Raw genomic sequence first — 15,853 nt, 5'->3', positions numbered from 1 at the left:
ATATCTGTTTGTAAACACGATTTGGGATGCTATAGTCAATAAGCTCAAAGGTAGATCACGAATGATTTATCCACGGCATCGCCAAAAAAGCAAGGAAATCCAGTCTTTTTCAATAGATCAGGGCTCATATGCGTCGAACCAAAGCGGAAGCCGCCGAAACGCGGGAAGCCATACTGATAGCCGCTGAACAGATGTTTCTGGAACGCGGAGTTAATCAGTCATCGCTCATGGAAATAGCATCCCATGCGGGCGTGACCCGTGGCGCAATCTATTTCCACTTTCATGACAAGCTCGACATCTTTCAGGCCATCATCGGTCAGGCCCGGTTTCCACAAGAAGAGATCATGCTCCAGGCGGCGAGCGTTGATCACCCCAACCCGCTGCATGTGCTCGAACAGTCTATTGTTTCCGCGCTGGAACTCTTCGTGACGAATGAGCGCCAGCAGGTCATTTTCACTATCATCAACCAGCGCTGCGAATATGTGGGCGAAATGGCCCCGGTTGTGGAGCGCATCAAGGAAGCCCGCGACAATGTCTTGTCGCTGTTTACCGGGCTTCTGGATGTTGCGGAGCGTCGCGGCGAACTTTCTCCGGAATGGACTGCCAGTACGGCAGCCCCGATCTTGCTCGCCATTGTCAGTGGGTTGCTGAATGAATGGCTGCGCAGCGAAAAGAATTTCGATCTGGTGACCGGCGGCAGCAAGGCCGTCAGGACGCATATTCAGTCGTTGCGCAGAACCGGTTGAGACCGGCTGGGAGCGGAAAACACTGCGTCTTTGGCTCTCAATCTCGCCGTTTTGGTCACGACCGACTGCATTTTTGATACAGACGGTCCATTATAATCCAGCCGGCACTAAAGTGTTTCAGGAAGACTCGACACATCAATATTTTACGTTTACGTCAATGTAAGCCTTGCGAAGATGTGGAAACTCGACCACATTATTCTTGAGGAAGCGGCCCGAGAGGACGGGTAAGCTTGGGAGATTGGCGCAAACGTTTCCGCCAGGTGCAACGGACGGAGCAATCCGGGGAGAAAAGATGGCAAAAAAAGCGACAGGGCAAAGCGCATCCGCAACCGAAGCCGTCACGACGGAGCAGGTTAATCCTGCACCCGGACAGCCGAACCGGTATTGGCTGCAATCCTATCCGGCTGGTGTTCCCGCCGAGATTGATCTCAACCGCTCGATGTCCATCGGCGACATGATCAGCACCGCCTGCCGCCAGTTTCCCGCCAATCCTGCCTTCACCTGCATGGGCAAGGACCTGACCTACAAGGCGCTTGACGACAATGCGTGGGCGCTCGCGGCCTTCCTGCAATCGCGCGGGCTGGTCAAGGGCGACCGCGTCGCCATTATGATGCCGAACGTGCTGCAGTATCCCATTGCGATTGCCGCCGTGCTGCGCGCCGGTTTTGTCGTGGTGAATGTCAATCCGCTTTATACGCCGCGCGAACTGGAACATCAGCTTAACGATTCCGGCGCAAAGGCGCTGATCGTGCTGGAGAATTTTGCCGCGACCGTTGAAAAGACCCTGCCCTCGGTCAAGCTGTCGACCATCATCGTGGCGTCCATGGGCGATATGCTGGGCCTCAAGGGCCACATCGTCAATCTGGTGGTGCGCAAGGTCAAGAAAATGGTTCCGGCCTGGAACCTTCCTGGCCATATCAGCTTCAAGGATGCTCTGGCGCAGGGCAAGTCGAAGCCCTTCAATCCGGTTCCCGTCGAAGGATCTGACCTCGCCTTCCTGCAATATACTGGCGGCACGACCGGCATTTCCAAGGGAGCGATGCTCACCCACAGCAACATCCTTGCCAATGTCGAGCAGATGGGCGTGTGGACGGAAGTGGCCTTCCGCATCAAGGGCAAGCCGAAAGCGCTGAATTATGTCTGCGCGCTGCCGCTCTATCACATCTTCGCGCTCACGGTGAATGCGATGCTGGGCATGAAGCTTGGCGCGCGCAATATCCTGATCCCCAATCCGCGCGACATTCCGGGCTTTGTGAAGGAACTGAAGAAATATCCGTTCCACATCTTCCCCGGCCTCAACACGCTGTTCAACGGCCTGATGAACAATCCGGATTTCAAAACGCTGGATTTCAAGCCATTGATCCTGACGCTCGGCGGCGGCATGGCCGTGCAGCGCCCGGTGGCCGAACGCTGGCAGGAAATGACCGGCTGCCTGATCACCGAAGGCTATGGCCTTTCGGAGACCTCGCCGGTCGCAAGCGCCAATGCGCTGGACGCAACCGAGTTCAGCGGCACGATCGGCCTGCCGATGCCCTCGACTGACATCACCATCCGCGATGATGACGGCAATGATCTGCCGCTCGGCGAAGTCGGTGAAATCTGTGTGCGCGGCCCGCAGGTTATGAAAGGCTACTGGAACAGGCCCGACGAAACATCGCGCGCCATCATGCCGGACGGCTATTTCCGCACCGGTGACATGGGTTTCATGGACGAGCGCGGCTATACGAAGATCGTCGACCGGAAGAAGGATATGATCCTCGTCTCCGGTTTCAACGTCTATCCGAACGAGATCGAGGAAGTCGCGGCGGAACATCCGGGCATTGTGGAATCGGCCGCCATCGGCGTTCCCAACGAACATTCCGGCGAAGTGGTGAAGCTCTATGTGGTGCGCCGCGATGCCAATCTGACAGCCGATGACATCAAGGCCTTCTGCGCCGAGCGGCTGACCAATTACAAGCGCCCGCGCGAAATCGAATTCCGCGAAAGCCTGCCAAAGAGCAATGTGGGTAAAATCCTGCGCCGCGAATTGCGCGACTGATCGCCAAAATCAACAGCCGGGGTTCTCGCCCCGGCTTTTCTCTTTCGATCAGGCCGATGGCGGGGCAAGCGGCTGCACGATTTCCTGAAAGGGTGCGAGAGCCTCGCAGCGCCCGGCCAGACCTGCCAGCGCCGGATATTTCGCCGCATCAAACAGACGCCCATGGGCCTCACCAACAAACCGCAGTGCGCAGGCAACCGCTATATCCGCATGACCGATATCGTTGCCGAACCAGAATGGCGAGCCGCGCAAGGCCAGATCACTTTCCAGACCATCCAGCACGCGACCGATCTGCATTTCGCACCGCTCCACCCAGACCGGCGACTGTTCGCTGCGCAAAAGGCCCTCATAGAGAAGGCTTACCGCCTTGTCGGCAAGCCCGGTCGCCAGCGCGCAAACCTTCAGCGCCTGACGCCGTTCTAAACCGTGACCGGCAATCAGCGGCTTTCTGGCCTCGGCAATCTCATCGAGATAATCAAGTATCGCCGCACTTTCGATCAGCACTTCGCCGTCATCAAGCAGCAGGGTCGGCACCCGGCTGAGCGGGTTATATTCAGCCAGCCGGTCGCGGTCGCCAAATGTGGACCACGGCCAATGCTCAAACGGCAGGCCGTAAAGGCGCATGGCGATTGCGACACGCCGCACAAAGGGAGAATCATACTGGCCGATCAGGATCATGGGCTTACGCTCGGATGAGGTTCTAACCCGGCCATGCTACCGCAGGACCCCACTTCCGCAAGGGTCACTGCGATGAATTCTTCTGAACGGACGATCAGAAAACGGAAAGCTTTACGTTATGGCTTTCAGCAGTTCCGGCAGACCTGCGATGGAATCCAGCACCACATCCGCATGCGGTTCCAGCGCTTCACGCGGGCTGTTGCCTGACAGGACGCCGACCGCAAGCCCCGCATCCGCAGCATGGGCGGTTTCGAGATCATGCAGATTATCCCCCACCATCGCTATTTCACGCGGCTCAAGCCCTAGTTTCTCCGCGAAATGCAGCAATGGATCGGGATAGGGTTTTGGCCGTGCCGCCGTGTCATAGCCGATGATAACGTCGAAGAAGCCCTCGATGCCGAGCGCCTTGGCGGTCGCATGAGCGCCCGCCTCGGAATCATTCGTCGCAATGCCGAGCCGATAGCCCATGGCGCGCAGTGCTTCCAGCGTTTCACGCAGACCTTCGATGGCGACCGCCGAACGCGCGCCCTCCTCGACTGCATAACGGTCATATTCACCGATCAGGCTGCGCAAATCCGCCTTGTCCAGTTCCGGATGCCAGAGCGAAACGATGTCTTCTACCGTGCCCGCCGCGATCACCGAATTGGCGCGAAAGCGCTTTGCCGCCCAGTCATAGCCGCCGGCATCGAGCAGGGAGCGCGCATGCGGTTCATCGCCCTTTGCAGAACGCTGCGCCAGTGTCCACGACACCGAAAACCATGTGCGGTCGAAATCGATCAGCGTGCCGTCCTTATCGAAAAGAACGGCACGGATGTCTTTCAGGCGATCGGCAAAGGGCGTCGCACTCATGCTTCGAGTGCGCCTGCACGCTTCTTGACAGAAGACGGCTTCGCGCCGAGCAGTTTCAGAAGATCATCACCCCGGCGCACATAGCGCAGTGAGCGGCGCGTCAGGATGCGACCGGCCTGCGGTGCGGTCATGACGATATCGTGTTCCGGCTCGCCGGGAACGGTGACGATCGTGACGAGTTTTGCGCCTGCTTCCACCACATCGCCCGGCTCGACATGGAAGAACACCATGCCGCCTTGCGGCGCACGGACCATTTCAACATTCGAGAGCGGCGAGATGAGGCCCTTATAGTCGAGATCGAGCTTGACGCTCTCGTCGCGAATGACGCCGCGATGCACGAGGAACTTATAGAGACCTTCCCCGTCGCCCTTGCCCATATCGGCATAAACATCGGTCAGGCCGCGGAATTCCACCGTGGTCACTGCGCGGCGCTTCATGTTGCGCTTGTCTTTCGGCAGTTGCAGAACGGGATGTGCGCAGGCTTCCTCGAAGGCGGCATCCGCCGTGGTGTCCCAGGCAAGGATTGCCGTGGAATTGAGCGCGACGGCCAGATCCTTCATGTCTTCCACGAAATCATCCGCGATATAGACATAGTTTTCGCTCTCGTCGTCGCAATGCAGATCAAGCACGATGTCGTTCGGCAGAGCGAGCTTCAAAAGCGTCGCCTTGAGGCGCTTCGCCAGTGCTTCCGGCGCGTCAGGACCGGGCAGTTCCGACGTGTCGAAATCGGGCAGAAGCGGGAATGCACGATTGAAGTTCACCGCCGAGAACATCTCGAAACGGCCCTGATGCTGATAGGTCTGCCACTGGTTCGAGCCAATCGGATTGGCCTGCGGCACCACGGTGATGTTGCCCAGAATGCGGCCTTCTTCGCCAGCCTTTTTGAGCATCGGGATAAGGAAATGAAGCGCAGCCTGACCCGGCAGTTCCGAACCGTGCAGCGAGGATTGCAGATAAGCGGTCGGCGCATCGCCGTCCTTGCCCGCAAAATGCAGCACGCGCAGTTCGATAGCATTGCCCGGCACGTCGCCCGCAAATTTGATGATCTCAGTCTTCATTTCTCATCCCATTTCATTTTATACGAATGGAGCCGGGTCTGGTACGAACCCGGCTCCACATCATTTCTATTACGCAGGATTATGGCGTCAAGCTTTGCGTCGTGTGTGCAGATGCGCGACAAGACCTTGCGTCGACGCGTCGCGACCACCAGCCGATTCCTTGCCGGAAACCACCGGCAGCAATTCGGTCGCAAGTTCCTTGCCCAGTTCCACGCCCCACTGGTCGAACGCATTGATGCCGAAAATCTGCGCTTCAACGAACACGCGATGTTCATAAAGCGCGACGAGGCGACCGAGCGCATATGGGGTGAGCATATCGTGCACCAGCGTCAGCGACGGGCGGTTGCCGGAGAATACACGATGCGGCGCAATGCGTTCGACATCGGCTTCCGGCATTTTCTTCGCCTGCAACTGGGCGCGGGCTTCGTCCAGCGTGCGACCCTTCATCAGCGCTTCCGACTGCGCAAGGCAGTTGGCCAACAGCATTTCGTGCTGATTGTCGAGCGCTGGTTCATGGCCCTTAGCCGCCACGATGAATTCCAGCGGAATCGTATCTGTGCCCTGATGCAGAAGCTGGAAGAAAGCGTGCTGGCCGTTGGTGCCAGGCTCGCCCCACACAACCGGACCTGTCGGGCCGGAAACCGGCTTGCCGTCCACAGTCACGCTCTTGCCGTTCGATTCCATGTCAAGCTGCTGGAAATAGGCGGCGAGACGCGACAGACGCTGGTCGTAAGGGATGATCGCCCGGCTGCCATAGCCGCAGATCGCCCGGTGCCAATAGCCGATCAGGCCGAGCCACATTGGCAGATTCTTCTCCATCGGCGCATCGCGGAAATGCACGTCCATGGCGTGGGCACCGGCTAGGAACTTGCGGAAATTATCGGGGCCGACGGCGATCATCACCGGCAGGCCAATAGCAGACCATACCGAATAGCGACCGCCCACCCAGTCCCAGAAACCGAACACGCGCTCTTCGGCAATGCCGAAGGCCGCAACCTTGTCGAGCGCCGTCGACACGGCGGCGAAATGCGCCCCCACGGCAGCTTCGCCCAGCGCATCGGCGATCCATTTGCGCGCCGTCTGCGCATTGGTCATGGTTTCGACGGTCGTGAAGGTCTTCGAGGCGATGATGATCAGCGTCGTCGCCGGATCAAGCGGGGCCAGCGTGTCGGCGATGTGCGCGCCATCGATGTTGGAAACGAAATGAGCACGCGGACCATCGTGATAAGGCGCCAGCGCCAGCGTGGCCATGACCGGACCAAGATCGGAACCGCCAATGCCGATATTGACGATGTCGGTGATCTTCTTGCCCGTCGCGCCCTTCAGCGCGCCCGAACGGATGCCGTCAGCAAAAGCCGCCATGCGATCCAGAACCTGCTTCACATCCGGCAGCACATTGTGGCCGTCGACGAGCACTTCTTTCGACGAGGTGTCGCGCAGGGCCACATGCAGCACGGCGCGGTCTTCGGTGTTGTTGATATGCTCGCCTGCGAACATGGCGGCGCGGCGGCCTTCCACATCGGCGGCCTGCGCCAGTTCCTTCAGCAGCGCAATGGTCTCGTCGTTGACCCGGCATTTCGACCAGTCGAACAAGAGATCATCCAGCGAGAGCGAATAACGCTCGAACCGGCCCGGATCGGATTGAAATGCCGCGCGCATGTCGTGCGGGGCGTTCTCCGTCCAATGCTTTTTCAGCTTAGCGACCGTTGCTTCAAGCTTCGTCGCGTCTCTTGCCATGATGCTACTCCCGAATCAAATCGATTTAATCGCGGATACTAGGGCATATTCAGAAAGAATACGGCGATTAAATAACCGAACTTCCTATTTGGATAGATTGCCATATACATCTTATCAATCAAATTACATTGATAGCAGGATGCGTCTGGAGAAAGCATGGACCTGACCGGTGAAGAACGCATAGCAGCGCCAAGACAGGCGGTGTGGGATGCCCTGAACGACATTGAGACGCTGAGAGACTGCATCCCCGGCTGCGAAGACATTGAACGTCTCTCGCCAACTGAAATCCGTGCTGCGCTCAAGGTCAATCTTGGCATTGTCAAAGTCCGGTTCCACGGCATGCTGGAACTGTCCAACATGAACCCGCCCGCCTCCTATACGATTTCCGGCCATGGTGAGGGTTCGATTGCCGGTTTTGCGCACGGCGTGACCGACGTGACGCTGACCGAAGATGGCGACGAAACTATCCTGTCCTATGCCATACGCGGTGATGCGGGCGGCAAGATTGCCCAGCTCGGCACCCGGCTGCTCGGCTCGGTCGCGCGCAAGGTGGCAGACCGGTTCTTCGCCAGTATTGCCGAAGCCGCATCCGGAAAAGCGGCAAAAACCGCATAATTTCAATCCATCTGTCGGCCTTGAAAAGCGGTGCCTCGCACCGCCTATTTCTTGACGTCTGGAATCATAAATTGACCAGATGATAAAAAATTTGACCTTCCGAAAAAATCTGTCATCCTACCCTTAACCGGAGCAGGCAACAGCAAGATTGCAGCCCGGACATGAGCGGCATTGCGCAAAGGGAACCCGCATGTCGCATAGAGCACCGAGGCGTCCACAGGGACGCACAAAGGTCGCTCTGAAGCATTTCTACGCATCGTGATTTCCAAAGATCGATCCCGATTTTTGGGCCAATACTGTAGATAAAAATGGGAGATGCGATCCATGAATCCTTCCACGAGGGGATCCGCAGGCAGTTCATCCATTGATGCAGAAGCGGGCCACACGCCTGACATTCATGGCGGGCGTCTCGCCGCCGGTGAATATGTGCATGTGTTTGACGATCTGCATCCGCCGCTGACGCGGCACGAAGCCATTGTCGAATCCGACCGCTGCTATTTCTGCTATGACGCGCCGTGCATGAATGCCTGCCCGACCGGCATCGACATTCCGCTGTTCATCCGGCAGATCAATGCCGGCAATCCGGTTGGCGCGGCCAAAACCATCCTGAGCGAAAACATTCTCGGCGGCATGTGCGCCCGCGTCTGCCCCACCGAAACGCTGTGCGAAGAAGTCTGCGTGCGCGAAACGGCTGAGGGCAAGCCGGTCAAGATCGGCAATCTGCAGCGTTACGCCACCGACGTTCTGATGGCCGAAGGCAAGCAGCCCTTCAAGCGCGGACCGGAAACCGGCAAGCATATCGCCGTGGTCGGCGCCGGTCCTGCCGGTCTTTCCGCTGCGCACCGTCTGGCCATGAAAGGCCATCAGGTCACTGTGTTCGAAGCGCGCCCCAAGGGCGGCGGCCTCAACGAATACGGCATTGCGGCCTACAAGACCGTCAATAATTTCGCCCAGCGCGAACTGGAATTCGTGCTGGAAATCGGCGGCATCACCGTCGAATACAACCAGACGCTCGGCCAGGATATCACCATCGAAGCGCTGAAGGCGGGCCATGATGCGGTATTCCTCGGCATGGGCCTGCCGGGCGTGAACGATCTTGGCCTTGCCGGCGAAGATGCGCCCAATGTTCTCGACGCGGTCGATTACATCGCCAATCTGCGTCAGGCCAAGGACCTCTCCACCCTCCCCGTCGGTCGCAATGTGGTCGTCATCGGCGGCGGCATGACGGCAATCGATGTCGCAATCCAGACCAAGAAGCTTGGCGCGGAAAATGTCACCGTCGTCTATCGGCGCGGTCAGGAAAGCATGAATGCCAGCGCTTACGAACAGGAACTGGCGCAGATCCACGGCGTCGCGATCCGGCACTGGCTGCAACCCCATGCGCTGGACCGCAGCGGCGACGGCACCGTCCATGCCGTGACCTTTGAATATACCGGCAATCAGGACGGCAAATTGGTCGGCATGGGCGAATATCTGACGCTTGAAGCCGATCAGGTGTTCAAGGCCATCGGCCAGACATTCGATCCAGAACCGCTGCGCGGCTCCGGTATCGGCATGGCCAAGGGCCGGATCAGCGCGGATGCGGAAGGCCGTACCTCGGTTGAAGGTATCTGGGCAGGCGGCGATTGCGTTGCAGGCGGTCAGGACCTGACGGTCGCATCGGTCGAGGCGGGCAAGGTAGCCGCCGAATCGATCCATGCGGCGCTGACGCGGCGTCCGCAGCCAGTGGAAGGTTTCGCAGAAGCCGTGCTTTCCGGCGGCGCGCATCACACGGCTGCATCCCCGCGGGACAGAAGCGTCCCGTCCGATCAATGGGCAACGACCCAGCTTGGCAACGAGCAAGGCTGAGGAGGTTCAAGACATGGCTGATCTTTCAACGAATTTTCTCGGCATCAAATCCCCCAATCCTTTCTGGCTGGCTTCGGCCCCGCCGACCGACAAGGCCTATAATGTCGAGCGCGCCTTCAAGGCGGGCTGGGGCGGCGTCGTGTGGAAGACACTGGGGTCGGAAGGCCCGCCGGTGGTCAATGTCAACGGCCCGCGCTATGGCGCGATCCATGGTGCAGACCGGCGGCTTCTCGGCCTCAACAATATCGAGCTGATCACCGACCGCCCGCTGGAGGTCAATCTGCGCGAGATGAAAGAGGTGAAGATGCGCTGGCCGGACCGCGCGCTGATCGCCTCGATCATGGTGCCTTGCGAGGAGGAAGCCTGGAAGGCGATCCTGCCTCTGGTCGAGGAAACCGGCGCGGACGGCATCGAGCTGAACTTCGGCTGCCCGCATGGCATGAGCGAACGCGGCATGGGTGCGGCTGTCGGTCAGGTGCCGGAATATGTCGCCATGGTCGTCAAATGGTGCAAGCAATATAGCCGCATGCCGGTGATCACCAAGCTGACGCCCAACATCACCGACATTCGCAAGCCAGCCCGCGGCGCTCATGCAGCGGGAACGGATGCCGTATCGCTGATCAACACGATCAACTCCATCGTCTCGGTCGATCTCGACCGCATGTCGCCGGTGCCGTCGATTGACGGTCGCGGCAGCCATGGCGGCTATTGCGGCCCGGCGGTGAAGCCCATCGCGCTCAACATGGTGGCGGAAATCGCCCGCGATCCCGAAACCCACGGCCTGCCGATTTCAGGCATTGGCGGCATCACGACATGGCGCGATGCGGCAGAGTTCATCGCGCTTGGTTGCGGCACGGTGCAAGTCTGCACGGCGGCCATGACCTACGGGTTCAAGGTCGTGGAAGAAATGATCGACGGCCTGTCGGACTGGATGGATTCAAAGGGCTATGAAACGCTCGACGATTTCCGCGGCATGGCCGTGCCGCAGGTTTCAGACTGGCAGTATCTGAACCTGAACTATGTCACCAAGGCGCGCATTGATCAGGACCTCTGCATCAAGTGCGGTCGCTGTCACATTGCCTGCGAGGACACTTCGCATCAGGCGATCACCAATCTCGTCAATGGCGCGCGCCATTTCGAGGTGATCGATGAGGAATGCGTCGGCTGCAATCTCTGCGTCAATGTCTGCCCGGTCGAGGACTGCATCACCATGGAGCAGATCGGCGGCGTCGATCCACGCACCAAGGCGCAGATCGCACCGGATTACGCCAACTGGACGACACATCCCAACAATCCGATGGCTGTGACGGAAGCGGCGGAGTAAAGCATGATCCCGAAAAGTTGTTCGACTTTTCGGACAAGATCATGCGGAAGAAACAGCCATTTACAATGAGAAAGCGCCGGGCAAGACCCGGCGCTTTTCATTTAGCCTGTGAAGAGATCAGACGATCAGCCCTTCGGCGCGCAAGGTTTTCCAGAGTTCATCCGGAATAGCCTGTTCGAACCATGTCACATTGGCGCGGATCTGGTCCGGCGTGCGAGCGCCGACGAGAATGCAGCTAACCGCCGGATGCATCATCGGGAACTGGACGGCGGCAGCGGCCAAAGGCACGTTAAAACCATCGCAAATATCGTGCAGCCGTTCGGTGCGGGCGATGATTTCGGCAGGCGCATCGGCATAGTTGAACTTCTGCTGTCCGCCGCGCGGCGAAGCCAGAATGCCCGAGTTGAACACACCGGCCACGACCAGCGCCATGCCGCGCTTTTGCACCAGCGGCAGAAATTCCTTTTCTGCATCCTGATCCAGCAGCGAATAACGTCCGGCCAGAAGCGAGCAATCAAGGTCGGCTTCGTCCAGCGCATCGCGAATGGCCTGCCATTCATTGACGCCCAGGCCGAAGCCCTTGATGTTGCCCGCATCGCGCAGTTCGGTCAGTGCGCGAAAGCCGCCGCCCTTGGTCAGCGCGCCCCAATGGTGCTCGTGCAGATCGGCATGAGTGACGCGACCGATATCGTGGACATAGAGAAGATCGATATCGGGATAGCCGAGCCGCTGCTGGCTGTCGTCGAAACTGCGCATGATGCCGTCATAGCTGTAGTCGAAGACTTCCTGAAACTTCAGCCCGTTGCACCAGCCGGAATCGAATTCGTTCTTTGGCGGCGCTGGCGGCAGTTTGCGCCCGGCGCGCTCGGTGGTCATCAGGCGGCCAACCTTGGTGGAAATGACGAAAGGCTCGCTCGTTTCCCGAAGCATGTCACCCAGAAGATGCTCGCTGCGGGTGTAACCATACATCGGCGCGGTATCGAAGTAGCGGATGCCGCTATCCCAACCTGCTTGCAACAGCGCTGTCGCATCTGCACGCGAGACTGGCTCGTAAAGCCCGCCCAGCGGCGCAGTCCCCAGACCAAGCGCCGTGACTGACAGGCCGGTGCGGCCCAGCACCCGCCGTTCGGTGGCCTTGAATCCCATGAAATCCTCACTTCCTCACACCGCGCATGACCGGCGGCGTTCTCCCATTCGCAGAACTGATAGTGCACATCTCGAACCGGGCGAAACACCCCTCCGACGAAATGCGCGTGAAACAAATAGCGAGGAAGCACGCCTCAACGCAATCGGAAACATGCACATGCGAAAAACGCATTCACACACGAATAGAGGGCGCTTGACAGGTTCCAACTTTCTCTCATATTACTAAGATGTCAGACCAATTATAAACCAAAAGGGAACGGGTCTGACGACACTTCCAAGATCCGGCAAGGGCGCCAAATGCTCTGCTGTCAACGTGGAATTGGTGCTTCGAGGCGGGTCTTTGGTCGCCTCTTAGTGTCTGAAGCAAAAAGGCGGCAGGCCGCGACGAAAATGGTGATTTCGAGAACCGGAGCGGAGCGTACATTTGGGTACGTGAGCACCGGAAGCCTCGCATAATCCCGAAGAGTTGCAGACTTTTCGGATCAGATTATGCGAATGCAAATCTCAAATTGCCATTTGCAGACCGGCATGGCGACTTTTGGATCAGGCACTCGGACACAACAATGGGAGAGCTGCCGAATGACAATCCGGTTGGGAACCGCGTAATGCAGGACAGCAAGTTTCAGCTGTCGCCGCTTCCGCCGATAGATCGTGCGCGGCAGGTCACTGAAGCGTTGGCCACCTATATTCAGGCGGCGAATGTGCAGGCGGGTGATCGCCTTCCCGCCGAACGCGAACTCATGACCGCGCTAGCCGTAGGACGCTCGACGATCCGCGAGGCGATCCGGCATTTTCAGGCGCTGGGCGTCATTGAAACCCGCAAGGGCAGCGGCACCTATCTTCTGAAACCAGTATCTGCGGCGACCATCCATATGCCGCTTTCCTTCGATCCCGCGCAACTTCGCGACGGCCTGTTGCAGACGCTGGAAGTGCGCCGCGGCATCGAAACGGAAGCCAGCATGGTGGCAGCCCGCAAGCGCACGGCCGAAGACCTCGTCATCATCGAGGAAAAGCTCAACGAGATGGAACGCGTGCATCTCGCCAAGGGAACGTCCGGGCCGGAAGACCTTGCCTTCCACCTTGCCATTTACGACGCCACCCAGAACCCGATTTTCCGGCAATTGCTCGAACAGATGCGCGATGCGTTCTTCCGCTTCTGGGATGAGCCGTTCGACCGATCCGATTTCGCGCGGCGGACCTTTCCGTTCCACCGCACGCTCTTCAACGCCATCGTGGCTCAGGACCCTGAGACTGCGCGGCTGGAAACGCTCAAGATTCTCGACATCGTCGAGGAAGATATCAAGGAAATGTCCAAATGACTGACGGGATGGACCCGCTGGATTTCGCCGCGCTGACGGTTGCCCATGATGAAAGCAACGCTTTTGACGCCGTGGTTCCGCCCATCGTGCAGACGTCGCTCTTCACCTTCCCAAGCTATGACGACATGGTCGCTTCCTATCGCGGCGAGAAAGTGCGCCCGATCTATACGCGCGGCCTCAACCCGACCGTGCGCGCCTTTGAAGACATGCTGGCCAAGCTGGAAGGCGGTGAAGACGCGCTGGGCTTTGCAAGCGGCATGGCGGCGATTTCGGCAAGCGTGCTGGCATTCGTGCAGCCCGGCGACCGCATCGTTGCGGTACGCCATGTCTATCCCGATGCTTTCCGCCTGTTCGGCACGATCCTGAAGCGCATGCGCATCGAGGTTGAGTATGTCGACGGGCGTGACGAGGAAGCCGTCGCCCGCGCAATGCCGGGCGCCAAGCTTTTCTACATGGAAAGCCCGACAAGCTGGGTCATGGAAGCGCATGATGTCGGCGCGCTGGCCGCCATCGCCAAGCGCTTTGGCGTCATCACTATCATCGACAACAGCTGGGCCACGCCAATCTTCCAGCGTCCGCTGTCGCTCGGTGTCGATCTCGTGGTGCATTCGGCATCGAAATATCTCGGCGGTCACAGCGATGTCGTCGCCGGTGTCGTGACCGGCTCGAAAGTGCTGGTCGATATGGTCCGCGCCGAAACCTATCCCTATCTCGGCGGCAAGCTGTCGCCGTTCGATGCCTGGCTACTGGTGCGCGGCATGCGCACATTGCCAACCCGCATGAAGGCGCACGAGGCGTCGGCGCTCGAAATCGCCAAGCGTCTGCAAGCGCTCGACGCGGTGGAAACCGTCTGCCATCCGGCGCTCGCCAACCGTCTGCCGACCGGGCTGAACGGCACGTCCGGCCTGTTCTCGGTGATCTTTCGCGAACACGTCAATGTCCGCACGCTCTGCGACAAGCTGGAGCTGTTCAAACTCGGCGTGAGCTGGGGCGGCCATGAAAGCCTGATCGTGCCGGGCGAAGTGGTGCTGCAACAAAGGGCGCAACCGAACTCCGCGCATACATTCGGCATCGATCCGCTCTCCGTCCGCCTGCATGTCGGACTGGAAGGAACCGGGGCCCTGTGGAGAGACCTCGAAACGGCGATTGCCGCCGCCACTGCATAAAAAAACGAAGACCTTTCAACAGTCGTGAGGAAACAAAGGGGAACGACATGAAAAGACTGATCGCAACTGCATTTGCCGCCATGCTGATGAGCGGCACCGCCATGGCCGATACGACCCTGAAGCTGGTGGAAGTCATCACCAGCCCGGAACGCACGGAAACGCTGAAATCCATCGTCGCCAAGTTCGAAGCGGCCAATCCCGGCACCAAGGTGGAGATCATCTCGCTGCCATGGGGTGAATCCTTCCAGAAATTCGCGACCATGGTGTCGTCGGGCGAAATTCCCGACGTGATGGAAATGCCGGATACCTGGGTGTCGCTCTATGCCAATAACGGCATGCTGGAAAGTCTGGAGCCTTATCTGAAGGAATGGCAGACCACGCCAGACCTGACGGAGCGCGCGCTGGAACTGGGCCGCAGCGTCCAGAACACGGCCTATATGCTGCCTTACGGCTTCTATCTGAACGCCATGTTCTACAACAAGAAGCTGCTGTCGGAAGCCGGTGTTTCCGAACCGCCGAAGACCATGGACGAATTTGTCGAGGCTTCGAAGAAGGTTGCCGCCCTGCCCGGCAAATCGGGCTACTGCCTGCGCGGCGGAGCGGGCGGCCTCAACAGCTGGGTGATCTTTGGCGCATCCATGGCCGGCTCCAACAAGTTCTTCAATGAAGACGGCACTTCGACCATGAACAGCGACAGCTGGAAAAAGGGCATTGCCTGGGTGGTCGATCTCTACAAGAACGGCCTCGCACCGAAGGATAGCGTCAATTGGGGCTTCAACGAAACCGTCGCCGGTTTCTATAGCGGCACCTGCGCCTTTCTCAATCAGGACCCGGATGCGCTTATCGCCGTTGCAGAACGCATGAAGCCGGAAGATTTCGGCGTCACCATCATGCCAAAAGGTCCGGACGGCAAGACCTTCCCGACCATCGGCTTCGCAGGCTGGTCGATGATGAGCGCCAGCAAGAACAAGGATCTTGCCTGGAAGCTGATCTCCACGCTGGAAGGCCCGGAAGGCAATATTGAATGGAACAAGCGCGTCGGCACCCTGCCGGTGCTGAAATCTGCGCAGGACGATCCGTTCTACAAGACACCGCAGTTCAAGGGCTGGTTCGATGAGCTTGCCGACGCGAATGTGGTTCCGACCGTGATGCCGACCTATCTGGAAGAATTCGCTTACTTCAAGGATTCGCTCGTCATCACCACCTCGCAGCAGGCGCTGTTGGGCGAAATTACGCCGGATCAGCTGGCCGACCAATGGGCGGAATATCTGACCAAGGCGCAGCAGAAGTTCCTCGCCAACAAGAAGTAACATCCCTACGGGCGCGGTC

The 15,853-nt window shown here is 58.9% G+C and carries 13 protein-coding genes; 8 read left to right on the top strand and 5 right to left on the bottom strand.

From position 1 onward, the window contains the following. The first annotated feature begins 128 nt into the window (after positions 1-128). Together FHW03_RS03015 and FHW03_RS03010 are read left to right on the top strand one after the other, a co-directional pair. Positions 129-746, top strand: a complete 618-nt coding sequence (locus FHW03_RS03015) for a TetR family transcriptional regulator (RefSeq protein WP_182519286.1) — start codon at positions 129-131, stop codon at positions 744-746. A gap of 292 nt (positions 747-1,038) precedes the next feature. Then, positions 1,039-2,784, top strand: coding sequence for a long-chain fatty acid--CoA ligase (locus tag FHW03_RS03010; RefSeq protein WP_182519285.1), 1,746 nt, complete (start codon positions 1,039-1,041; stop codon positions 2,782-2,784). Positions 2,785-2,832: 48 nt separating this feature from the next. Here FHW03_RS03010 and FHW03_RS03005 read toward each other — a convergent pair whose 3' ends face one another. The 4 genes from FHW03_RS03005 to pgi form a co-directional block, all read right to left on the bottom strand. Further along, a complete protein-coding gene (locus FHW03_RS03005; RefSeq protein ID WP_182519284.1) occupies positions 2,833-3,462 on the bottom strand; it encodes a glutathione S-transferase family protein in 630 nt (209 codons plus the stop codon). Between the two features lie 111 nt (positions 3,463-3,573). After that, positions 3,574-4,311: an HAD family hydrolase gene (locus tag FHW03_RS03000; RefSeq protein WP_182519283.1), complete on the bottom strand. Its 738-nt coding sequence runs from the start codon at positions 4,309-4,311 to the stop codon at positions 3,574-3,576. Further along, entirely contained in the window at positions 4,308-5,369 is a 1,062-nt protein-coding gene (locus tag FHW03_RS02995) for a succinylglutamate desuccinylase/aspartoacylase family protein (RefSeq protein WP_182519282.1), read from the bottom strand. The genes FHW03_RS03000 and FHW03_RS02995 overlap by 4 nt, the downstream gene beginning before the upstream one ends. A gap of 87 nt (positions 5,370-5,456) precedes the next feature. Continuing rightward, complete coding sequence (gene pgi / locus FHW03_RS02990; protein WP_182519281.1) at positions 5,457-7,106, bottom strand: glucose-6-phosphate isomerase; 1,650 nt, start codon at positions 7,104-7,106, stop codon at positions 5,457-5,459. A gap of 156 nt (positions 7,107-7,262) precedes the next feature. Here pgi and FHW03_RS02985 point away from each other — a divergent pair, with 156 nt between their 5' ends. The 3 genes from FHW03_RS02985 (at position 7,263) to preA (ending at position 10,893) form a co-directional block, all read left to right on the top strand. Continuing rightward, positions 7,263-7,721 (top strand): carbon monoxide dehydrogenase subunit G, encoded by a 459-nt coding sequence (locus FHW03_RS02985; RefSeq protein WP_182519280.1) that lies wholly within the window; start codon positions 7,263-7,265, stop codon positions 7,719-7,721. Between the two features lie 324 nt (positions 7,722-8,045). Further along, positions 8,046-9,569, top strand: coding sequence for an NAD(P)-dependent oxidoreductase (locus tag FHW03_RS02980; protein WP_377513965.1), 1,524 nt, complete (start codon positions 8,046-8,048; stop codon positions 9,567-9,569). A 13-nt stretch (positions 9,570-9,582) separates the two neighbouring features. Next, positions 9,583-10,893 carry an NAD-dependent dihydropyrimidine dehydrogenase subunit PreA gene (preA, locus tag FHW03_RS02975; RefSeq protein ID WP_182519278.1) on the top strand — a complete coding sequence of 437 codons (1,311 nt, stop codon included), beginning with the start codon at positions 9,583-9,585 and terminating at the stop codon, positions 10,891-10,893. A 117-nt stretch (positions 10,894-11,010) separates the two neighbouring features. On the opposite strand, the gene FHW03_RS02970 is transcribed toward preA, so the two are convergent. Continuing rightward, positions 11,011-12,039: an aldo/keto reductase gene (locus tag FHW03_RS02970; RefSeq protein WP_182519277.1), complete on the bottom strand. Its 1,029-nt coding sequence runs from the start codon at positions 12,037-12,039 to the stop codon at positions 11,011-11,013. A gap of 605 nt (positions 12,040-12,644) precedes the next feature. On the opposite strand from FHW03_RS02970, the gene FHW03_RS02965 reads away from it, so the two are divergent. Genes FHW03_RS02965 through FHW03_RS02955 form a run of 3 tightly spaced genes read left to right on the top strand, consistent with a single transcriptional unit; the run spans position 12,645 to position 15,834 of the window. Continuing rightward, positions 12,645-13,358 (top strand): FadR/GntR family transcriptional regulator, encoded by a 714-nt coding sequence (locus FHW03_RS02965; protein WP_182519276.1) that lies wholly within the window; start codon positions 12,645-12,647, stop codon positions 13,356-13,358. Further along, positions 13,355-14,524 carry a PLP-dependent transferase gene (locus tag FHW03_RS02960; protein ID WP_182519275.1) on the top strand — a complete coding sequence of 390 codons (1,170 nt, stop codon included), beginning with the start codon at positions 13,355-13,357 and terminating at the stop codon, positions 14,522-14,524. The genes FHW03_RS02965 and FHW03_RS02960 overlap by 4 nt, the downstream gene beginning before the upstream one ends. 47 nt (positions 14,525-14,571) lie before the next feature. Then, complete coding sequence (locus tag FHW03_RS02955; RefSeq protein WP_182519274.1) at positions 14,572-15,834, top strand: sugar ABC transporter substrate-binding protein; 1,263 nt, start codon at positions 14,572-14,574, stop codon at positions 15,832-15,834. Positions 15,835-15,853 lie beyond the last annotated feature (19 nt).

The organism is Ochrobactrum sp. RH2CCR150, from assembly GCA_014138095.1.
Lineage (GTDB): Bacteria > Pseudomonadota > Alphaproteobacteria > Rhizobiales > Rhizobiaceae > Brucella > Brucella gambitense.
Note: the sequence above shows the minus strand (reverse complement) of the source record. Positions and strands in the feature narration are given on the sequence as shown.